We start from the raw sequence: 20,933 nt of genomic DNA, 5'->3' as shown, positions 1-20,933 counted from the left end.
TGAATCTCTCCTTATGAAAGTAGTCGTTTCGCTTCTAGAAATCGTTGGATACCCGTGAATAACTCCACTACAACAAACAGGAGGGTGGTCCATAAGACAATGGATGGAAAGATCATCATGAGGCTGAAAAGGATGAATCCTTCCGTTCTCTCAGCCAGTCCCGCTTGATAATAGAAGGACTTCATGCCCTGCTTTTCTGATACAGCTCCCACGGTCAGGAAGATGGTCATGGAAATGATGATGGAGACACTGAGTAAAAGGAGGGCCCACATGATGTCAGGGTGCAGGAAAGCAACTCCGAGGATGACGCTGATCTCAACAATCCGATCAAACGTCACATCCATGACGGTTCCAAAGGGAGATGGTTTGGTCAGTCGGGCCATGGTTCCATCCACGGCGTCAAGGAATCCTGACAGCCATAATAAAAGGACGGCCATGATCGGGAAACCCAGGTAATAGACCAGACCTGTCACAGATCCTATGATGAAGGCGGTGACCGTCACTTGATTGGCCGTTAATCCTTTGTTCAGGAACAGCTGCGCCGTCCCCTCTATACTTGGCTGCACCCACTTACGGGCATGCGTGTCTAACATGTACTTCCCATCCTTTACTTATCTTCTTTGCCCGATAATCCAAGCCATGCTTTCATCTTCTTCTTGAAAATGAGTGGTACGATGATCATGGCTAAGAAAAACGCAATGGCAATATATAAATTCGTCCGATCTTCTCCTATCAAGCTTGATCCCAGAAAGACATAGCCAAACGTGCCGGGTAAAATCCCGATGGCTGTGGCGAGGATGAATGGAAGGTATCTCACTTTCCCCATCCCGGCCAGGTAACTGATCAAATCAAAGTTCAAGAATGGTACCAACCGCAATACCAGGACATAGATGAAGCCGCTCTCCTCCATCTTTTCCCGTATTTTCACGATGCGGGGGGATGGTCTTTTTAACAGTTTCCTCCCCAGGATGCTTGCTGCATAATAGGCAACCGTCGCACCACCCAGTGCTCCCAGTACAATGTAAAAGAAGCCTTCCACCGCACCGAAAGCAAGGCCCGCCGAGAACGATAGGATGGAAGCCGGGAAAAGGATCAATGGGCGGACCGTATAGACGACAATGAAAACGATTGGGGCCCAGATGCCGAATGATACAATCCAATCCCTGATATCATGGGGCTTTATATGAAAGAAATTCCGGCTGAGCCACATGAGGAACAGTAATATCGCGATGAATAGAAAGACCTTGCCGATTTCCTTCTTCTTCAATGTTCTTCCCTCCTATTCCTCGTTCTGAAACGTTTGAATGTTCTCTTCCTTGGCATATAGCCAAACCGTCCCGTGAGAGGATTCCCAACCAAGGGGTAGATGGAGTTTCTGTTTCAATTCTTCTACCCATATTTCATGGATGTTCGTTCCTGCTACAAACAGCTTTTGCTGGACCGTACCCTTCCACTTAGGGTGAGGCAGATCCTGTCCTGAAGAGCTTATGGATATATGGGAGGCATGAATGAACTGACTGCGAGGCAGTATGAGTCCGTCACTCATGAAAGAAGCGACGAAGGTGGAGCCCGGTCGGAAATAGATTTCCTCCGGTTTTCCCACCTGCAGGAATCGTCCGTCGTGTAACACTGCCACCCGGTCTCCTACTTCATATGCTTCATCTCGGTCATGGGTAACGAACAAGACTGTGGTTCCTTCTTCTTTAAATACGTTCAACACCCATTGCCTCAACTCTTTCCTCAGTTGCAGATCGAGACTGCTGAAAGGTTCGTCTAAGAGTAACAGCTTCGGTTTCAAAATAAGGGAGCGGATAAGGGAAACCCGCTGCTGCTGGCCACCCGAAAGCTCAGAGGGGTAATGATGCATAACTTCACCTAAACCGACTCTTTGAATATATTCTTTCGCATTCCTTTTATTTTCACGTTTCCTATTCCCCTTCATTCCCAGCCCGTACATGACGTTTTCAAGAACATTCATATGAGGGAATAACAAAGGCTGCTGAAAGACCATACCAATCGGTCGATTTTGAGGTTTGGTCGAAGAAATATCGTTACCTTCTATTAATACCTTTCCCTTTGTAACAGATTCTAAGCCTGAGAGAATCCGTAAAAAGGTTGATTTTCCTGAACCCGATGCTCCTACCAATGAGAGGATCTCCCCTTTTTTCAAGGAGAAGGTTATATCATTCAATATCTCTTTCTCTTTCAAGGTTTTGGACACTCCCAGGATATCTATAAATGAACTCACTGTTTCTTCCCCCCTCTTAGATGCTGGTAAGGGAGTGTGAATTTCAAGCACCCCTCGAGTATGATGTATAAGATGATGGGAATAAGGGCGAACACGATGGAAAATGCCGCCATGACCGCTTCATCTGCCGTATCGGTAAATGGGTAGTAGACCATTGCAAGGGTTACGACGTTCCCACCGCCTATAATCGCCGTCAGGACATATTGACTTAAAGAGATGACAATCGTCAGGAACAATACACTGCGGATGCTTGGAAGGAGCAAAGGCAACTCGATATGGTATAAGCGCTTGATGGCACTCCCTCCCAGGATGGTTGATTGTTCGAGTAATTTCGAGCCGATTCGCTCATAGCCTGTTTTAAACATTTTAATGCTGTAAGGAATCGTCGGTACTAGATGAACAAGCGCAACCCCGAGCCAGTGATCAGAGAGGCCATAACGGATGAAGGTAATATGAAGTCCGATGGCAACGACCAAAACGGGAATAAACAGCGGCAGCATCATGAGCGCTTCCACTACTGATTTCCCCCTGAAAGAAGAGAAGGAAAACACTTTTCCCGCTGTGATGCCGATCAGAAGATTAAGACTCAACACAACTATTGCAATCCACACCGACACCCCTACTGAATTCAGAAACTCTCCTTCGTTTATCAAGAGTTCCCACGCCCTTACACTTGGTGTACCTCGAGTAGAACTCCCCCATGCCGCTACACCGTAAAAGCTTTTATACACTAAAAATAAAAGGGGGAAGACAAAAAGGATAAAGGATATGCTGTAAAATAACGTTTTTTTCATCATGACACCTCTAATTCCCAATCCCTTTAGTGATGTGCGTACGTTTCTTGTTCGTGATATAAAAAACGAGCCACATGAAGACCCCGATGCCGAGCCCGGTCATGACAAGTGAGGCAAACGCTAAGGGACGGTCACTCCAGTTACCGCTATAAAACCAGTCGTATGCAAGGATCGCAAGCATTTGTGGAGACGTCACCCCCAACAAACGCGGAACTTCAAATGCGGTAAAAATAAAGGCAAAAAGAATGGCCCCGGTTTCGATGAGGACAGGATAGATAAAGGGCCATTCAGCCACTCTGAACGTTTGATAGGAGCCCGCGCCCAATAACGATGCGACCTCTTTATACCCTTTGCGCATAGTAGCATACACGGGTAACAGCATCAGGGTCACAAAGGGAACTTCTTTCCACACATATGTCAATATGATCCCAATCCCATTCCGGTCCTGCACCAATATAGGAAATTGACTGCGATCGTCAATCCAACCTAGCACCCCGGCGACATTTGAGAAAAAGCCGCTTTGATTAAAGAGTAAGTAGACGAGATACGCCCATACAAAATGAGGAACGAGCATCGGGATCCACACCAGCAGTTTATGCCCGGTTTCCTTTAACAATGGATAGAAGGCTTTGACGATACCCAACCCGATGAAAAGGGACAGGGTCGTTGAAGCCACGGTCACCGTCAGGCTGAACAGGACGGACGCGATAAAACGATCTTGTTCAAACAATTCCCGGTAATGTTCGAATGTAAAGACTCCCCCGTCCCTTACACTTTCCAAAATCGCAAGGACGATCCCGAGTCCCGGAATCAGGAGGAAAAAGAGGAGGCCCGGCAGGAGAAGTAGTGCGTTATTGGCTGGCCACTTCACGGATCCAGTTCTCCTTTAACCATTCAACATAGGCAGCATCAAGCTCACCCTTGAAGCTTTCTTCAAGCTTTGAGGCTTCCAATACGCTTTCACCGCGATCGATCTCCATGAATTTCTTCCTCCATCCCTCATCAAGCTTGGCATAGGAAATAGCTGAACTCTCCCCCCAATAATCCGGTTTCAGCTTCTCATACTGCGCTTCCGGGGACAGGAACTCATTAATGGCCACCATGGCACCTTCTTTATTTGGACTATTGAAAGGAATGGCCAGGAAATGAGTATTCCCGATGGATCCGATATCACTCAATATGAACGACTTTGTGCTTTCCGGAAACACGCCATCCTTGATCAGATGTTCCGCCCTTGCTTCGTTATATCCCATCGTCATCCACACCTCTTCCTGACTATAAAGCTTATCAAGATCCGTCAAGGTGGATGGATACGTATCCCCTTTTCGCCACAAATACGGCTTCATGGTGTTCAATTCCTCCCACACTCCCGCTCCAATCTCTTCCGATTTGTCTTCATTAAACCCGTCCCGGGCCAGATTCGAATCCGTTTTGGCATAGAGGAGATGTCTTAGAAACGCATTCCCAGTGAAATCACTTGGGTTCGGATAGGTGAATTTCCCGGGATTCTCTTTCATGAATGTTTTCAAATCATCAAAGGTAGCCGGCGGGTTTTTCACTTTTTCACTATTATAGAAAAAAACGAATTGAACTTTTCCCCACGGGGCTTCGAATCCTTCTGTTTCCGTTCCGAAGTCGTATTGGAAGGCGTCACTGTCCGTATCATAGTATTCGTTGTAGTTCGGCAGTTTGTTTGTGAAGGAACCTGCCAACAGATCTTGTTCTTTCGCATTCTTAAAATTTTCACCGTTGATCCAGACGATGTCGATCGTCCCCTCTTTTTTTCCGGCCTTTTTCTCGGTTTGCAGCTTCTGGAGGATTTCAGGCGTGTCTAAAGGGACCCGGTTCAGTTCGATATTGTTCTTTTCTTTTAACATGGGCGCCATGACCTCATCGATATACCGGTTGATCCCGTCATCTCCTCCCCACATAAACATATTCACTTTGGTCCCTTTTGCTTTCGACGTGATCGTTTCCCACTCTTCATCAGGAATTTTCACGGTATCGTTTGCATTTGACGAACCGCAAGCCGATACTAATAGTAAGGATAATACGCTTACAATAGCTAACCACATTCTCATCCATCATGCTCCTCTGCGCTTTTCTATAATTCTATTGTACTGAACCGTATAATTTAAAAAAGGAATCTGCCTTACATATATGCAAATCAGTGCATAAAGGGAGAAGAAACTAGATGAACACATCCCCCATGCCTTCCGAGCTCATATTCTCCGAAGGCTTGTAACCTTTTGGATCAAACTCTGTCTAATACAGTAAGGAGGTGACTCTAGCGTGAAGCGATTCATGATGATTATAATCATTCTTATAGCGGGAATGGCCGGCTGTGGAACGGCTGAAAACGACAGCCAGCCGGTAAAAAAAGAGACAGAACAGGGAGCGGGTGAAGATATTTCTGTACAGAAAGGAATTATCGCAGGCGAAATGGAACCTTCATTAACCAAGAAAGATGCAGATGGTCAAATTGTGTATGTATATAGTGTGAAAAATCAAACAGAGCAGGAGAAAACATTTTCTTTCTCATCTGGACAGACAATCGACTATGAACTTCGAAACGAAAAAGGCGAGATCGTTTATAAAGATTCAAAGAATAAAATGTATACTCAAGCCTTACAGGAAATCACTGTGAAACAAGGGGAAGAGTTCTCTCGTGAAATTGTCCTCCCAAAGGTTGAAAGCGGCAATTATACATTGACCGTCTGGATGACCGCCAAGGGGGAGCAGGACTATAAAGCGACGACTAAGGTAGTGGTGGAATAGGGGCACACAAAAAGGATTAATCTCGGGCGGGGCACGTCGAGATTAATCCTTTTCTATGAAGACCGGGATAGATCCACTAAGGGAGATGCGTTCAGGCGTCATGATGCAATATCTTCCGTAAAACCTGACACCGTGCCTTGCGGCTTCTTCCATGACCCGGGCAAAATGGGGATCGATTTCAGGTGCGGAAGTGATTCCCCGCAGATCTGTACGCTGGGCAATGAATAGGACCGCTGTTTGATAGCTTCCCTTCATCTGCAAGTGGGTCAGTTCCTCTACATGCCTCGCTCCCCTTGCTGTGACGGCATCGGGAAATTTACCTATTCCGTCCTCGACCATCGTGACACTCTTGACTTCGAGTAGTAATTTTTCATCATTTTGTTTATGTTTGAGGAGAAAGTCAAAGCGTGAACCTCCCACCTTATATTCGGCTTTTTCCAGGCGCCAAACCTTCAGCTCCTCTAGTACATCCAACTGCAGGGCTTCCAGTACCAATCGGTTTGGATATTGAGTATTCAAGGAAACATACATATCGTTTACGGAATCATGGGTCATGATCGCCGACCACCTTGTTTTCCTTTTTGGATCCTTGGATTCCTGGAGCCAGATCGGCCCTCCGGGTACCAGCAAGTCCTTCAGCCTGCCTGGATCGGGTAAGTGGACTTTTTCTTTTGAGCCTGAAGGAAGCTCGCACTCTAGCACAAACCGATTAAGCCGTTCAAGAAAGACGGCTTGAACCAGGGTGTCATGGAATGAAATATCTGCGAAAACTTCACGTTCCCTCATTTAAGCAAGGCGCTCCAGCTCTTCGTTTTACGGTCATATGATAGTAATCCGTTCGCAGGTAATTTACGAATCTGCTTATAATCCTCAGTCATTTCATCCATGTCATAATAATCGCCCATTACCCAAATGGGAATCTCGATCTTCCCTCTCGTTAATACGGCTTTTTCAAGGGAGATGACCATTCCTTCTTTTAACTTATCCTGGAAGGAATGAATGACTTCCTTCCCGATTACAGGGTAGGGTTTCTCCTTCTTCATACCGAAGAGGCCTTTCCCACTCTTGACCGTACTGAGTTTGGATGAAAGGGTCGCTCCCAGCATATGATAGAAGTCCTCGAAGTCCCGGTAATAAACTTTATTGAACCAGCCGTCATCATGGGAAAGATAGGCATAGCGGTTATTCAGCTTAGAATAAAATGGAGGGTTTAATGGCTGTTTGATATGCCCCATATAAAGGAGTTCTGCAATTTCCTGCCCGTTCAATTCATCGACTCCGACCTCTTCTTCAAAATCGATCCAGCAGAAATCTCCGTAGCTCTGAACACCGTCATCGATGATCTTCTTCATTTCGTCCTGTTCTACATATTCCATATGGGTATGTATATTGAAAGCACCATGCTCGTACTGATGCTTGATAAGAAGTAAGTTCTTTAAGGGTTTACGGGCATTCATTGCAAACTCGTTGAAATGGATTCCGTAAGAAACGACATATTGGCGATCCGGATTCTTGTGAACATAGATGATATCTTTAACTTGGTTATTTGCCTTCAAGAACATTCCCTCCATCTGATTAACACGGTGCACAGTTCATAGTTTCTATTTTATCAAATATAGAACATACTTGTTCTTTTCTATTTCATTTCAAAATGATGACAAAAGTCGCAGGTAATTGTCGAAAATAGTCATATTTCAGTACTTTGTGTTGTGAAGAACTAACGTCGATATTAACTTCTAAACCAAATAGTGTTAAATATCATCTATTTCAATAGCAAACACCTACTATAAACATGTAATAAATGGAATATCCCCTCTCTGTTTTCCTTCTAAGCCCTTCTGCCATGGACATTCCCGATGAATTCAATTCTTCACCTGTTTCAAATACGTGTCATATGCCGAAAGAAGTTCTCGAATTTCTCGGGTCATGAGTAGAAATTTCCTTTCATTTCTATTAGACTAGGAATGTGAAATCTTTAGAAATTCAGGTGAATAGATTATGGAAACTCGCCAGCGATTTGCTGATAAGATCGATTGGGGTCTTCTCTTTTTATTAATGCTGTTCTTTATTGTAAGTGCAATGGGAATCAGCAGCGCCCAGACCTCAGGGCAATATGGGACAAACTTTGTGATTAGACAGGCTTTTTGGTACGTAGTGGGCGGTATCATTATCGGCGCTGCGTTATTTCTCGACTCAGATCAGTATAAACGGCTTGCCTGGTACATATACGGCGCAGGAATCTTCTTGCTCGTTTTATTATTGATTTCTCCGGAAAGCATCGCACCCCACCGGAATGGAGCCAAAAGCTGGTTCATGCTGGGACCGCTTGGATCGATACAGCCTTCAGAGTTCATGAAGACATTCTTAATCCTTGCTTTGGCACGTGTCATTACCAATCATCATGAACTTAATCCAAGGAAAACGGTGCAGACAGACTTTCAATTATTAATTAAAATCGGCTTGACCACCCTTCTCCCCCTTGCTTTCATTATGCAGCAGCCGGATTTAGGGACATCACTGGTGATACTTGCCATCATGACGGGTATCATCCTCGTTTCAGGTATTACGTGGAAGCTGATTGTGCCTATCTATGCTTCGATCGGAGTCTTAGGTGCGGGCATCCTTTCACTGGTCATATGGGCACCACAATTATTGGAGAAATACTTAAACGTGAAACCTTACCAATTCGGACGGATCTATGCCTGGCTCGATCCGTACAATTATGCGAAATTAGAAGGATTTCACTTGATCAATTCCCTTAACGCCATTGGTTCGGGACAAATTTTCGGGAAAGGCTACAGTGACCGGGAAGTGTATATCCCGGAAAATCATACAGACTTTATCTTCAGTGTCATCGGTGAAGAGTACGGATTTATCGGCGCAAGTGTCGTCATCAGTTTATACTTTCTGCTGATCTACCATCTAACCAAGACTGCCCTTGATACCAAAGAGCCTTTCAACGCTTATGTCTGTGCAGGAATCATCAGTATGATCACGTTCCATGTGTTCCAGAACATCGGAATGACGATCCAGTTACTGCCGATCACAGGTATCCCCCTTCCGTTCATCAGTTATGGGGGAAGCTCTCTCATGGGGAATATGCTGGCCCTCGGCCTTGTGTTCAGTATGAGGTTTCATCATAAAACGTATATGTTTTCTTCAGAAGATTCTTAATTACAGGTTGCATTCATCCCTGATATGTGTAAAATAATAGTAATTAGATATGGAATATTCTGTGAAGAAGAGAGTAATCCCGACGTGAATCATAAGCGAGCCGGGGGCGGTGGGAGCCCGGTATGAAGCCCTGGATGAAACGCACTTCTGAGAAGTTCTTCTTGAAAATCAGTAGGGAAGAACCGGGATCTCCCGTTATACAATGAGTGTCCTTAATCGGGAATAAGAGTGGTACCGCGAGCTAAACTCGTCTCTGTGTAGAGACGGGTTTTTTTGTGTTTCATACTAATGGGAGGTGTAACAAGATGGATTTTAAATCAATACTGGCTCAAGAGTTAAAAACTCAGCTCTTGTCGGATTGGAGCGAGAAAGATCTATACGATCTGATTGAAATTCCGAAGCATAGTCATTTAGGGGACTTGGCCTTCCCTTGCTTCCAGTTGGCAAAAATCATGAAAAAGGCCCCTGCACAGATCGCCAATGAAATGGCCGCTACGATTACCTCTCCCCTTTTCACCAAGGTTGTGGCCGTTGGACCTTATATCAATATCCACTTTGACGGGGGAAAAATGGGAAGAGAAATCGTGTCGGGAATTTTGGCGAAGGGAAGGGATTATGGAACCCACACCTTTGGAGAAAACAGAACCGTCGTATTAGATATGTCCTCACCTAACATTGCCAAACCTTTTTCCATGGGGCATCTCCGTTCAACGGTCATCGGGAATGCCATTGCCTCTATTGCCGAAAAATGCGGCTATCGTACAGAGAAAATCAATTACATCGGCGATTGGGGGACACAATTCGGTAAACTGATCGTCGCTTTCAAAAAATGGGGCGACCCGGAAAAGGTCAAAGAAAACCCCATTGCCGAATTGTTTATTCTTTATAAAAAGTTCCATGAACAGGCAGAACTTGATGTTTCCCTTGAGGAAGAAGGAAGAAGAGCCTTTAAGCTACTCGAAGACGGGGATGAAGAGATTACAGGGCTTTGGAGATGGTTTAAAGATGAATCACTCCAAGCATTTAAGACGATCTACTCTCTCCTTGGAGTCGAGTTCGATTCCTATAACGGTGAAGCGTTCTTCAATGACAAGATGGAAGAAGTCGTGACCTTGCTTCAGAAACACCATCTTCTTGAGGAATCCCAAGGGGCTCAAGTCGTTCGGATGGATGATGGGAATCTGCCTCCCTGCCTGATCAAGAAATCTGATGGAGCAACCCTTTATGCCACACGGGACCTGGCTGCTGCCCTTTATCGTCAGCGACAATATGCCTTTGACGAAGCCCTGTACATTGTAGGTCAGGAACAGACCATCCATTTCAAGCAAGTGATGAACGTATTGAATAAGCTCGGGTACAATTGGGCGAATGACATGAAGCATATTCCATTCGGTCTGTATTTAAAGGATGGAAAGAAGATGTCTACAAGAAAAGGAAGGGTCATCCTCCTTGAAGAAGTGCTTCAGGAAGCAATTAAAATGGCGGAGGACAACATTAAGCAGAAAAACCCTGACTTAAAGGATGCTTACAGAGTTGCAAGAGATGTCGGGGTCGGGGCAATCATTTTTCATGACCTGAAAAATGACCGGCTCAATGATATTGAATTCTCCCTGGAGCATATGCTCACGTTCGAAGGTGAAACCGGTCCATATATTCAATACACGTATGCGAGAGCCCAGTCCCTTCTCAGAAAAGCAGGTGAGTCAGGTCCACTGACATTTGAAGGTCTGGAAGATGCCGAAAGCTGGGAAGTAATAAAGCAGCTGAGATTATTTCCGGAAATCATCGAAAAATCATGGCAGTATTATGCGCCATCTGTCATTGCCAAATATTTAATCTTCACATCACAAAGCTTCAACCGTTATTATGCTAAAACCAAAATCCTTTCGGATGACAACCAGCAAAATACACGTCTGGCCTTGGTTCATGCCGTGGGGATTGTCCTTGCCGAAGGATTGCGATTATTGGGGATGAAATCTCCTTCCGAAATGTAGAATCCGAAAGAATACTGTCACTATTTCCCGAGAAATAGATTTATTTCGAGAATGTGTCTGGTCCAGTTCTTAAGTGAGGGAAGAATAGGATATTTCATGACTCCCTTTATGAAAAGTGATATACTTTCTTATGTTCTATTAAATTCGAAACTAACGCTTTATTCATAAAGGAGAGTACTTATGTCTGAACTACTTCACACGTTCGAAGCATGGTTAATGGATTACGGTGTATGGGGACTGATCATCGTCTCTTTCGCAGATTCATCTTTCTTCCCTATTCCACCTGATGTATTACTGATTCCATTGGCAATTGCCAACCCTGGGAGTGCCCTGCTTTACGCACTTTATACGACAATCGCTTCCGTCATAGGAGCCCTTTTTGGATGGTTGATCGGAAAAAAGCTGGGTCGCCCGATTCTTGTTCGTCTATTCTCTGAAGCAAGAATTCAAAAAGTAGAAGAGTACTTTACAAAGTTCGGCCCAGTGGCGTTACTGATTGCAGGTCTGACACCTGTCCCTTATAAGATTTTCACGATATTCGCAGGGGTTTCCGGTGTAAAGATCCGGGTATTAGTGATTTGGTCGATCATCGGAAGAGGGATCCGCTTTTTCCTGGAAGGCGTGATCATTCTGACACTGGGAGCAAAAGCAAAACCTTTTATCGAAGAGAACTTCACTTTACTGACACTTGCAGCAGGCGGTGTACTGATTCTTGTCTATCTCGTCTACTTGGTCATCAGAAAGAAAAAGCAAACTCCTTGATCAGGCTCATCCAAAAAGGAGCATGGGATAATCCCATGCTCCTTTTTCATTCGGCAGCTCCCACCACAAAGCGCAGATGCTTATGTAACACGCGGAGGGACTGCCTGCTGCCTTCATAGAGTTCCCCATCCATATCAAGCTTCTCATCCTGCCCGAGTTCAATATGGGCTTCTTTTGCTTGAATGTGCATGATATCGTCATATTCTTCGCTGATATTGCCTGTACTTTTAATGACAAGAAATTCCTTCAGCAATGGAAATCCACTTTTCTTCACTACATATATGTCCATTAATCCATCGTCCATATTGATACATGTAGGCAGTGGATTAGATCCGATCGAACGGCCGTTTGCGACCAACAGCATGACGACCTCCTCTTCCACTGTCTCATTTTCCGTTGTAACTTTCACACTTAAGATAGGGGAATCCTTAATCGATTGGAATGCACTGATATAATAGCTCAGTTTACCGAGGACACTCTTAGATCCGACATCTATATTATCACTCGTCTGGGAAACCAAGCCTGTGCCCCAGAAATTACTGAAATATCTCTCCCCCGCCTTCACAATGTCGATTTCCTGTTCATAAGGCTGTTCGGTTATAAGACTGACGGCTTGTCCAATATCCATCGGAATACGCAGGGAGCGGGCAAAATCGTTACATGTACCACCAGGAAGAATGGCAACAAGGGGGCGCTCTTCGAGGACAGACAGCCCATTGATGGCTTCATGGATCGTCCCATCCCCGCCCATGATGACCACCAGCTCATAGCGACTTCCTGATTCCCTGCAGACCCTTTCCGCATCACCCTTTTCCTTTGTTTTGTGAATGATCAGTTCGTTGCAAATATCTAATAAAGGGGGCACCGCATCCTTCAACAGGATCTCGAGTGTCCCTTGACCTGCCTTGCCATTGCATATAAGCAATACTTCCGAAAATCTCGCCATGAATATCGTCACCTAACTTTTAGATTTAGTATGGTAAAAAAAAAGAGGCTGACCCAAAACGATGAGTGGTTATCATCCTTATCGGACCAGGCCATATGATTAGAGAGTGTTTCATTATAACAAGTGTACTACTGGCTTATCAGCCAATGACTCTTGGGTCAACCTCTTTTACTATGCCGTATTCGAATCATCCTGAGGGACTTGGAGTACAGATCGATAGGCAATTCCGAGACGCCCTTTGATATAGCTTTGGGGGTCATAGGGAATATGCTGATTCTGCATGCGATGAAGCTCCATTTCTGCAAACATAGCCAGGGCACGACATACCTGATCTAATGCCATGCTTACACGATGAGGATCTGAAGGCTGCTCCCGGCTCATACAGTAGTATGAAATCTCATCTGCCTTCTTTCTGATTTCCTTTAATGCTTGTAGATCAAACATCATTCTCTCCATGCCTAACCCTCCCCTTTACCTTTAGCTATAGTATATCGGGAAGAATCGGGAAATATGTCTGTCCAACATTTCGGATAAGCATGGATTATGAATCTTGTGTTAACGTCTTAGGTAATGGTTGATACTGCTTTAGTGAATGAAGAATTTCCCGTCTTGATTTCGTTTTAGAAATATTCACACCGACGTTCGACAATTTCGTTATCACTTTTTTAAAGCGATCGTTCTCCTTTACCACGTTATTCACCTCTTTTTAAAATATCGTTACCTATTTGTACGTTCTACTCCGTAAAAGGTTTCACTAAATGTTATATGGTTTCCCTTTTCCCTAAAAATGAAACGATAATCCTACTTTTACACATTTCAGAAGAATAATTTGTTTCGAATTACACAATTTATACTTATGAAGACTAAACTATTCCTTGTTATCATCACATCGTCCCTTTTCTTTAGTCTATTTGATCCACATAAAACAACCGCCGAAAGCACGTATATTGTAAAAAAAGGAGATACTCTTTGGACCATTTCCAGAACATTTCAGATCGGATTGTCTGAAATGATCAGCGCAAATCCCCAGGTAACAGATCCAAATATCATTTATCCGGGGCAGAACATTAAGATCCCAAGCATCGCATCTGAAACTTCATTCGAAAGCCGGGTCACTGAATTAACCAATAAGGAACGACAAAAAAACGGTCTCCCCCCTCTTCGGGCTGACAGAAATCTCTCTCAGGTCGCATTGTATAAGTCCCGGGATATGAGGGATGCCGGATACTTCTCTCATCGAAGCCCGGCCCACGGAACTCCTGATGAGATGCTGAAACGTTTTCACATCTCAAATCGCTCAGCTTCAGAAAATATTGCTGCCGGACAATTGAATCCTGAAGAAGTTGTGCGGGAATGGATGAACAATCCGGTTCACCGCAAAAATATTCTTAACAAGTCCTATACTCATGTGGGCGTGGGATATGTCGAGGGCGGTACTTACGGGACGTACTGGACCCAGCTGTTTATAGCAAGATAAGCAGGGGGATGATGGAGGTCCGTCCCTCGAATTAAGACCAATTAAATTGGAAATTCATGTTCAGAATAAGGCGGAGAAATATGCAGGATAATAAGTGTGTACTGTCATTATGATCAAGGGGGAATTTTTTATGCAAGTACGTGATATTATGTCGACAAATGTGGAAGCAGCTTCTAACCAGGATTCACTTGAGAGCGTCGCTTCCAAGATGAGTTCCAGAAACGTTGGATCCGTTCCTGTCGTTGAAAACGGACAGGTTGTCGGTATGATTACGGACCGTGATATTGCGACTCGTGGACTGTCTCAAGGTGCACAAGGAAATGTCTCTCAGGTTATGTCACAGCAGGTTGTGACAATTTCTCCTGATGCATCCGTTGAAGAAGCATCGGCTTTGATGTCCCAGCATCAGGTACGCCGTTTACCAGTTGTGGAAAACGGTCAGCTGGTCGGGATGCTGGCTTTAGGAGATTTGGCAGTACAGCAGAAATCCGATCAAAGTGCTGGAAGCGCCTTAAGCGGAATCTCTCAGAATCACCTTCGTTAATAAAGGCTTACAGGCAGAAACTTCAAAGCTTTCTTTCACTGAATAAGGGGCTCTTGCAGCCCCTTATTTGGCATGTAAAAAGATCAAATCGACTTATTGTGACGAAGAGATGGGTATATCGTCATTTTTTTCATGTAAAGGGAGGATTTTCTTTATTTGTGACGAATATGTGATTAATGCAAAAGGGGTTAATGGAGGAGGAGGTTTTGTATGAGTCGTGCTGCACGATCGTACCGTAAGGAAGTTCGTCATTTTAAACGTGAGAACCGCAAAAGAGTCTTCGCCGACAGCATTCTTGATTTCTTATTTATGTTATTTGGTATTTCCATGATAACCGGGGTTTTACTATTTGTTTTAGGATTTTGGGACTTTTATTAATCAAATGATTACAGCAATTATTTTTCCTATTTTAATACCGAACACAAAAACATCTGCCATGGATTTCTATGGCTTTTTTTGTGTTCGGAGTTACCCTTCACATAAAAAAATATTATACAAATAAATACAAATAAGTTATACCAAAATAATAATCCACCCTATTACTTTTGTCTTATCCGTTTCCAGAAAACCTTTATTACTATGATAAAATAGTTCGGTTCACTAAATAAAACCTGGTAATATTTTAATATTCAGATAATAACTTGACTTTCATTTTTAATTTTCAGATAATAATATATGTAACCGACACAAATTTCCGAGGGGGTTATCATGGATATTTTAAACAATTTAGTCACGGAAGCAAACTCCATATTATGGGGGTATATTTTAATCGGTGTACTTCTTATTTTAGGATTATACTTCACAATCGGATCTAAATTTGTTCAAATTCGCCACTTAGGTGAGATGTTTCGATTATTAGGGGATAAAGATGTTATCGAAGCAGACGGGGAAAAGCAGATTTCTTCCTTACAGGCATTCTTTATCGGAGCAGGTACTCGAATTGGTACAGGTAATTTAGCGGGAGTAGCCATTGCCTTAGCAATTGGGGGACCTGGAGCGGTCTTCTGGATGTGGCTCGTTGCCATTCTGGGAGGAGCCAGCGCCTTTGTGGAGAGCACATTGGCACAGATTTATAAAGAAAAGGATAAGGTTGGATTTAAAGGCGGCCCCGGCTACTATATGAAGAAACAACTGGGCAAGCCCTGGATGAGTTCGATCTTTGCGGTGACCATCATCCTCTCATTTGGGACAACTTTTAATGCTGTCCAAAGTAATACCATCGCAACGGCCTTCAGTAATTCATTTGGCATCAATACGTTTGTCATTGGAATTGTACTGGCCGGATTGACTGCACTCATCATCTTTGGCGGTGTTAAACGCATAGCCAACTTCTCATCTTTCATTGTACCGATCATGGCAGGCTTTTATATTGTACTCGCCTTATTTGTAGTCATTACGAATATCACTGAAATGCCAGGCGTCATCGCCATGATTTTCAAAAGTGCCTTTGGCTTTGAACAAGTTGTCGGTGGTGGTATTGGAGCCGCGATCATGAACGGCGTAAAGCGTGGGCTATTCTCCAATGAAGCCGGAATGGGTAGTGCACCGAATGCGGCGGCTACGGCATCGGTTTCCCATCCTGTCAAGCAGGGATTCATTCAGGCACTGGGGGTATTCTTCGATACAATTCTCGTCTGTTCCGCGACGGCCTTTATCATTTTAACGTCAGACGCATACGGTTCCGGTTTGACGGGAATCGAACTATCTCAAGCAGCCATGTCTGAACACTTTAACTCATGGGCCGGAATCTTTCTGGCGATTGCCATCTTCACCTTTGCCTTCAGTTCCATCATTGGGAGTTATTATTATGGTGAAGCCAATCTCCCATTCATTAATAAAAGCAAGGCCGCCCTTATGATCTACCGCTTTATTGCACTGGGAATGGTGGTCTTTGGGTCTGTCGCAAGCCTTGATATCGTCTGGAGCCTGGCTGACTTCTCAATGGCCTTGATGGCCCTTACGAACTTGGCTGCCATCGGCATTCTGGCACCGATTGCCTTTAAAGCTTTGGACAACTATATGACGCAGCGTCGTCAAGGATTGGACCCTGTATTCTATGCAGATGACATTCCTGGTTTAAAAAATGTCGAATGCTGGCCAAAGCGCCAAAGTGACATGCCTAAAAAAGCAGTAAATGAATAATAAACCTTATACCAAAGAGCAGGAGCATGTCCCTGCTCTTTTTTCTTGTCATTTTTTCTATTCTATTCTATTCTCAGGTATACTATTGATAGAAAGTTAGTCAAAGGAGCCTGCTGTCCCCCATCTTATAAAAGGGATGATTGAACATTGCCATCTGGAGATAGAAACAGGCATAATAGACTTATTGTAAAAATAAGGAGAGGGATGAAATCGTGAGTGTGCACAAAGAAATTTCCAAGCATTCCAACATGCAAAATCAACTTGTTCAGCAATTTATGAAACTTGATGAGCGCAGAGAAAAAGCGATTGACGAAGCTGTTCAGCTTTGTTCTGCTGGAAAACCTTTTACAACGGATCATGTTAATCAAGTGACAAATGAAATCAATGCCTTAGCAAGACGTGGGGTAGTTCCGCAAAGAAAGCTAGTGACAACGGAAATGGTTGAGGAATATGTCGCGAGACTAAAATAAGCTGCACAACACAAATAACCCTGATTCGTCTACATCCATTCTCATGGTGAGGCCGTTTCAGGGTTACTTTATTTGTAGGCTGAAACTTAGGCTTTTAATGCGCTATTCCACCCATCATAAACAAATACAGGCTGTGTATCGTTTTCTGCTCGCTCTGTCACCACATAGTTTTTATGTGCTACGACCGTTTGATCATCCGGTAAGTCAAGATTCTTCGCAATTTCCCTATCCATTTTGACGATGACGGTATTTTCTCTTAAAGTCGTGACGACACCATTGATGACATGTTTCTTTCTTTTAAACTGAATCGTATCCCCAAGATTTGCATTCTCTTTTGAGTAAACGAATGTATTTTCCATTTTCAAAGTCCCCTTTTAGTTAAAGTGATGGTTCTCTTTTTAATTGAAAGAATTTTCTAATAATATTATTTTAACTTGTATTTATATAAATTTCAATGAATGACTTATCCTTTTTGTACCACAAATAGATAAAATCAAAACCTTTTAAAGTTTTCTTTTTTTGAGCTGCACATTTAACCGGGGGTAAAGCCACTTATATATACTTATACACCCTATAAGGAAAATCCTTCCTTTTGTTAATTTTATATTAAAAATAGGCATCCGTGGGTAGCGGATGCCTGAAGATGTTTTATTAGTAGGCTAATGCATTCTTCTTTTCTTCTTTCATTAGGACGAAGCAGAGGAAGATGCCAAGGAGTGACAGGACTGCGAAGAAGAGGTATACCGTGTAAATGGAGTATGTTTCATAGATGAAACCTCCCACGAAGGTACTGAACCAATTCCCGAGGCCATTTCCGATGGCCGAATAGACGGTCACGGCAGTAGCTGTAATATGTGCCGGCGTGATTTCTTTAATGTAGCGAAGCCCTGCAGGAATGAATAATCCGATGGCAAGACCCTGCATCACTGCTGAAGAATATACCAGCCATAGACTTGGTTCCGTGAAGTAAAATAGCCAGCGGATCATGGATGCAGCGCCTGCCAGCGCCGCTACGGTCAAGAGACCGAACTTATCAATCCAACCTCCCGCGATTCTCATAAACGGTACTTCTGATAGGACGGCGATCAGAAATGCGAGGCCGATTCCGGCGTACGTACCACCTGAATCTTCCACGAATAATCCGAAATACACGTTGTTGGCTAAATTCGGGCCAAATACCAGGAACGTGACAGCCAGGAAGATCAGAAATTTTTTCATCGTGAATAATTCCTTCATCCCGGCTTTTAAATCAAGCTTAGCCGCCGCTCTCTCTTTAGGAAAACGGAAGGATAGGAACCCTGAAAGGACTAGGCAGATAAAGAAGGAGTAGAAAATGATCGTCGGTCCAATAAATCCCTCTGAAAGCCTCCCCATGATGAACACGGCAATTCCGAATCCCAATGAGCCGAACAATCGGATATTTCCGTAGTTATAACCGACTTTACTCGTATACTTCAAACTGATACTGTCGGAGACGGGGATGATGGCGCTTTGGAAGATCGCAACTAAAATTGCTACCACCAACAATCCATAGTAAACATCCATGAATAAATAACCAAGAGCAAAGATCCCTGCAACTAAGGAAGTCAACCCTAACACGACGGTCGGCTTATTGGTTGTGTCACTGACCATCCCCCATATCGGCTGGAAGAAAATCATCATGATCGGGCCGACAGACATAATGGTTCCGATCTGATACCCATTTAACCCCACACTTTCGCTCAAATACACACTAAGTAAAGGATATAAACTACCAACCCCGAAGAACGTCAATAAATAAAACCCTTGTAATGTAAAAATTTGATTTCGTACATTTCTTTCCACTACCGTATCCCCCAAGATGTTTTTGTCTATCTTATAGTAGACCCTGACCGTTCACTTGTCTATGAATTTATGCCTTTTTATGGATAAAGCCTCGCGTTTTACGATGTATCCCGTGCTACGGCGAACAGCCTACGCTTTGGTTTGAGCCAGCTACGGCAGCCACGCACTACGTTTTCATTTCCAATAAATTACCGTTTGACTTTTTCAATTAAACCCTTTAAAGTATGGAAGTATATTTTAAATTAACTAAATAACATATCTTCTTATCCAGAGAGACGGAGGGACTGGCCCTGTGATGTCTCGGCAGCGGACTCATGATGAGTGCTGTGCCACATCCAGCAAGCGTAATGCTTGAAAGATAAGAGGAGTGTTTCGTTTGAATGAAACCTCTTCTTATGTTGGAAGAGGTTTTTTTATTTGATTTCACACGACAAAGGAGTGTTTGACATGAACCAAGAAAAAGGTAATTTACTGGCTTTATTGCCCTTGATCATATTTGTTTCACTGTTCCTTGGAGCGGGAATCCTTTCAGGAGATTTTTATGCATTCCCTGTTCTCGTATCCATTATCATTGCCGCAGTTGTAGCCCTGGCGATGAATCGAAAAGAATCGTTAACCTCTAAGGTTGAACGGTTCGCAAAAGGCGCCGGGCATCCGGATATTATGATCATGGTCTTTATCTTCCTATTAGCCGGCGCGTTTTCCGGTGTAGCAGAAAAGATGGGGGCTGTTGATTCAACCGTCAACTTTGCCCTATCCGTACTTCCTGGTAATTTAATCATTGTTGGATTATTCATCATCGCCGCTTTCATTTCCTTATCAATGGGTACATCCATGGGGACGATTGCAGCACTTGCCCCTATCGGAGTGGGCATCAGCTCAGGAGCAGATATTTCCATGCCCCTTGCTATGGCCACCGTCATCGGAGGAGCGATGTTCGGGGATAATTTATCGTTCATCTCGGATACAACGATTGCAGCCGTACGCACACAGAAAACGGAAATGAAGGACAAGTTCAAAGTGAACTTCTTCATTGTATTACCGGCAGCCATCATCACTATGGTCATCCTTTTTGTCCTTACGATGGGGACTCCATCCTCTGTCGACGCAGGAAGCTTCGATTGGGTTAAAATCATCCCTTACCTTGGAGTCATCATCGGGGCCCTTGCAGGATTGAACGTATTTGTCGTTTTAATAGGCGGGATTGTGTTGGCAGGGATTATCGGATTTACTGATGGAAGCTTTACCCCATCGAGTTACTTTGGTAGTGTAGCTGATGGTATGACGGGCATGGCGGAGATTGTGATCCTGTCCATCCTGATCGGCGGAGTCGTCGAACTGATTCGTCATAATGGTGGGATTCAAGCGATCCTTTATCATGCCACCCGTAAAATCAAATCTCCTCAAGGAGCACAGCTTGCTACAGCAGGATTGGTGAGTTCAACGAATCTTTGCACAGCAAATAATACGATTTCCATTATCATCGCAGGACCACTGGCGAAAACGCTTAGCGATAAGTATGGCGTTGATGCCCGTAAGTCGGCCAGCATCCTGGATATTTTCTCCTGTGCCGTTCAAGGATTGATCCCATACGGTGCACAGGCACTGTTAGTGGCAGAAGTAGCCGGCATATCACCGGTCAGCATCATCCCATATGCCTTCTATCCTGTCCTGATTGCCGTTTGTGGGTTGATTGCGATTCAATTCGCCCTTCCGAAATTCACTAGGAGATCCGTTGCTGATGGAGATCCGGTCCGTTCTTCTTAATCTTGTTGGAAAA

23 protein-coding genes, 1 riboswitch and 1 other annotated feature are annotated in these 20,933 nt (G+C 43.9%); of the genes, 10 read left to right on the top strand and 13 right to left on the bottom strand.

What is annotated here, in order from left to right; translation table 11 throughout:
• Nucleotides 1-11 precede the first annotated feature (11 nt).
• Genes AC0VXY_RS01400 through AC0VXY_RS01375 form a run of 6 tightly spaced genes read right to left on the bottom strand, consistent with a single transcriptional unit; the run spans nt 12 to nt 5,123 of the window.
• Nucleotides 12-593, bottom strand: a complete 582-nt coding sequence (locus AC0VXY_RS01400) for a CDP-alcohol phosphatidyltransferase family protein (RefSeq protein ID WP_475526667.1) — start codon at nt 591-593, stop codon at nt 12-14.
• Between the two features lie 14 nt (nt 594-607).
• Complete coding sequence (locus AC0VXY_RS01395; protein ID WP_435994031.1) at nt 608-1,267, bottom strand: TVP38/TMEM64 family protein; 660 nt, start codon at nt 1,265-1,267, stop codon at nt 608-610.
• A 12-nt stretch (nt 1,268-1,279) separates the two neighbouring features.
• A complete protein-coding gene (locus tag AC0VXY_RS01390; RefSeq protein WP_475526666.1) occupies nt 1,280-2,248 on the bottom strand; it encodes an ABC transporter ATP-binding protein in 969 nt (322 codons plus the stop codon).
• Nucleotides 2,245-3,045: an ABC transporter permease gene (locus AC0VXY_RS01385; protein ID WP_475526665.1), complete on the bottom strand. Its 801-nt coding sequence runs from the start codon at nt 3,043-3,045 to the stop codon at nt 2,245-2,247. Before AC0VXY_RS01385 ends, AC0VXY_RS01390 begins: the two co-directional genes overlap by 4 nt.
• A gap of 7 nt (nt 3,046-3,052) precedes the next feature.
• Nucleotides 3,053-3,913: an ABC transporter permease gene (locus AC0VXY_RS01380; RefSeq protein ID WP_475526664.1), complete on the bottom strand. Its 861-nt coding sequence runs from the start codon at nt 3,911-3,913 to the stop codon at nt 3,053-3,055.
• Nucleotides 3,894-5,123, bottom strand: a complete 1,230-nt coding sequence (locus AC0VXY_RS01375) for an ABC transporter substrate-binding protein (RefSeq protein ID WP_475526663.1) — start codon at nt 5,121-5,123, stop codon at nt 3,894-3,896. The genes AC0VXY_RS01380 and AC0VXY_RS01375 overlap by 20 nt, the downstream gene beginning before the upstream one ends.
• A 223-nt stretch (nt 5,124-5,346) precedes the next feature.
• Between AC0VXY_RS01375 and AC0VXY_RS01370 the strand changes: the two genes are divergently transcribed.
• Complete coding sequence (locus AC0VXY_RS01370; protein ID WP_475526662.1) at nt 5,347-5,820, top strand: BsuPI-related putative proteinase inhibitor; 474 nt, start codon at nt 5,347-5,349, stop codon at nt 5,818-5,820.
• A 42-nt stretch (nt 5,821-5,862) separates the two neighbouring features.
• On the opposite strand, the gene sfsA is transcribed toward AC0VXY_RS01370, so the two are convergent.
• Entirely contained in the window at nt 5,863-6,606 is a 744-nt protein-coding gene (sfsA, locus tag AC0VXY_RS01365) for a DNA/RNA nuclease SfsA (protein WP_475526661.1), read from the bottom strand.
• On the bottom strand, nt 6,603-7,382 hold the full coding sequence (locus AC0VXY_RS01360) for a hypothetical protein (RefSeq protein WP_475527790.1): 780 nt from the start codon (nt 7,380-7,382) through the stop codon (nt 6,603-6,605). The genes sfsA and AC0VXY_RS01360 overlap by 4 nt, the downstream gene beginning before the upstream one ends.
• A gap of 436 nt (nt 7,383-7,818) precedes the next feature.
• On the opposite strand from AC0VXY_RS01360, the gene AC0VXY_RS01355 reads away from it, so the two are divergent.
• From AC0VXY_RS01355 to AC0VXY_RS01345, 3 genes are all read left to right on the top strand, one after another.
• Complete coding sequence (locus AC0VXY_RS01355) at nt 7,819-8,994, top strand: FtsW/RodA/SpoVE family cell cycle protein (RefSeq protein WP_034763125.1); 1,176 nt, start codon at nt 7,819-7,821, stop codon at nt 8,992-8,994.
• 52 nt (nt 8,995-9,046) lie between these two features.
• Nucleotides 9,047-9,252: a binding site (T-box leader), on the top strand.
• 47 nt (nt 9,253-9,299) lie between these two features.
• Entirely contained in the window at nt 9,300-10,988 is a 1,689-nt protein-coding gene (gene argS / locus AC0VXY_RS01350; RefSeq protein ID WP_475526660.1) for an arginine--tRNA ligase, read from the top strand.
• A gap of 180 nt (nt 10,989-11,168) precedes the next feature.
• Nucleotides 11,169-11,750 carry a YqaA family protein gene (locus tag AC0VXY_RS01345; protein ID WP_475526659.1) on the top strand — a complete coding sequence of 194 codons (582 nt, stop codon included), beginning with the start codon at nt 11,169-11,171 and terminating at the stop codon, nt 11,748-11,750.
• 46 nt (nt 11,751-11,796) lie between these two features.
• On the opposite strand, the gene AC0VXY_RS01340 is transcribed toward AC0VXY_RS01345, so the two are convergent.
• The 3 genes from AC0VXY_RS01340 to AC0VXY_RS01330 form a co-directional block, all read right to left on the bottom strand.
• Complete coding sequence (locus AC0VXY_RS01340) at nt 11,797-12,696, bottom strand: diacylglycerol/lipid kinase family protein (protein WP_475526658.1); 900 nt, start codon at nt 12,694-12,696, stop codon at nt 11,797-11,799.
• A gap of 171 nt (nt 12,697-12,867) precedes the next feature.
• On the bottom strand, nt 12,868-13,152 hold the full coding sequence (locus AC0VXY_RS01335) for a hypothetical protein (protein ID WP_435994055.1): 285 nt from the start codon (nt 13,150-13,152) through the stop codon (nt 12,868-12,870).
• A gap of 85 nt (nt 13,153-13,237) precedes the next feature.
• Nucleotides 13,238-13,387, bottom strand: a complete 150-nt coding sequence (locus AC0VXY_RS01330; RefSeq protein ID WP_098351100.1) for an Lmo0850 family protein — start codon at nt 13,385-13,387, stop codon at nt 13,238-13,240.
• Nucleotides 13,388-13,552: 165 nt separating this feature from the next.
• On the opposite strand from AC0VXY_RS01330, the gene safA reads away from it, so the two are divergent.
• The 5 genes from safA (at nt 13,553) to AC0VXY_RS01305 (ending at nt 17,329) form a co-directional block, all read left to right on the top strand.
• Nucleotides 13,553-14,173, top strand: coding sequence for a SafA/ExsA family spore coat assembly protein (gene safA, locus AC0VXY_RS01325; RefSeq protein ID WP_475526657.1), 621 nt, complete (start codon nt 13,553-13,555; stop codon nt 14,171-14,173).
• Between the two features lie 130 nt (nt 14,174-14,303).
• Nucleotides 14,304-14,717 carry a CBS domain-containing protein gene (locus AC0VXY_RS01320; protein ID WP_034763135.1) on the top strand — a complete coding sequence of 138 codons (414 nt, stop codon included), beginning with the start codon at nt 14,304-14,306 and terminating at the stop codon, nt 14,715-14,717.
• A gap of 210 nt (nt 14,718-14,927) precedes the next feature.
• The gene (locus AC0VXY_RS01315; RefSeq protein ID WP_435994060.1) at nt 14,928-15,095 is read left to right on the top strand and encodes a hypothetical protein; all 168 of its coding nucleotides are present in this window, start codon (nt 14,928-14,930) and stop codon (nt 15,093-15,095) included.
• Between the two features lie 330 nt (nt 15,096-15,425).
• Complete coding sequence (locus AC0VXY_RS01310) at nt 15,426-16,859, top strand: alanine/glycine:cation symporter family protein (protein WP_475526656.1); 1,434 nt, start codon at nt 15,426-15,428, stop codon at nt 16,857-16,859.
• A 212-nt stretch (nt 16,860-17,071) separates the two neighbouring features.
• The gene (locus AC0VXY_RS01305; protein ID WP_475526655.1) at nt 17,072-17,329 is read left to right on the top strand and encodes a YpbS family protein; all 258 of its coding nucleotides are present in this window, start codon (nt 17,072-17,074) and stop codon (nt 17,327-17,329) included.
• Between the two features lie 86 nt (nt 17,330-17,415).
• Here the strand turns inward: AC0VXY_RS01305 and AC0VXY_RS01300 are convergent, their stop codons facing one another.
• On the bottom strand, nt 17,416-17,688 hold the full coding sequence (locus AC0VXY_RS01300) for a DUF2187 family protein (RefSeq protein WP_435994066.1): 273 nt from the start codon (nt 17,686-17,688) through the stop codon (nt 17,416-17,418).
• Between the two features lie 292 nt (nt 17,689-17,980).
• Nucleotides 17,981-19,153, bottom strand: a complete 1,173-nt coding sequence (locus AC0VXY_RS01295; RefSeq protein WP_261749051.1) for an MFS transporter — start codon at nt 19,151-19,153, stop codon at nt 17,981-17,983.
• 260 nt (nt 19,154-19,413) lie between these two features.
• Nucleotides 19,414-19,518, top strand: a riboswitch (SAM riboswitch).
• An 82-nt stretch (nt 19,519-19,600) separates the two neighbouring features.
• On the opposite strand from AC0VXY_RS01295, the gene AC0VXY_RS01290 reads away from it, so the two are divergent.
• The gene (locus AC0VXY_RS01290) at nt 19,601-20,920 is read left to right on the top strand and encodes a Na+/H+ antiporter NhaC family protein (protein WP_475526654.1); all 1,320 of its coding nucleotides are present in this window, start codon (nt 19,601-19,603) and stop codon (nt 20,918-20,920) included.
• The last annotated feature ends 13 nt before the right edge of the window (nt 20,921-20,933 follow it).

Source organism: Rossellomorea sp. QJM3NY_18 (genome assembly GCF_056173145.1).
Note: the sequence above shows the minus strand (reverse complement) of the source record. Positions and strands in the feature narration are given on the sequence as shown.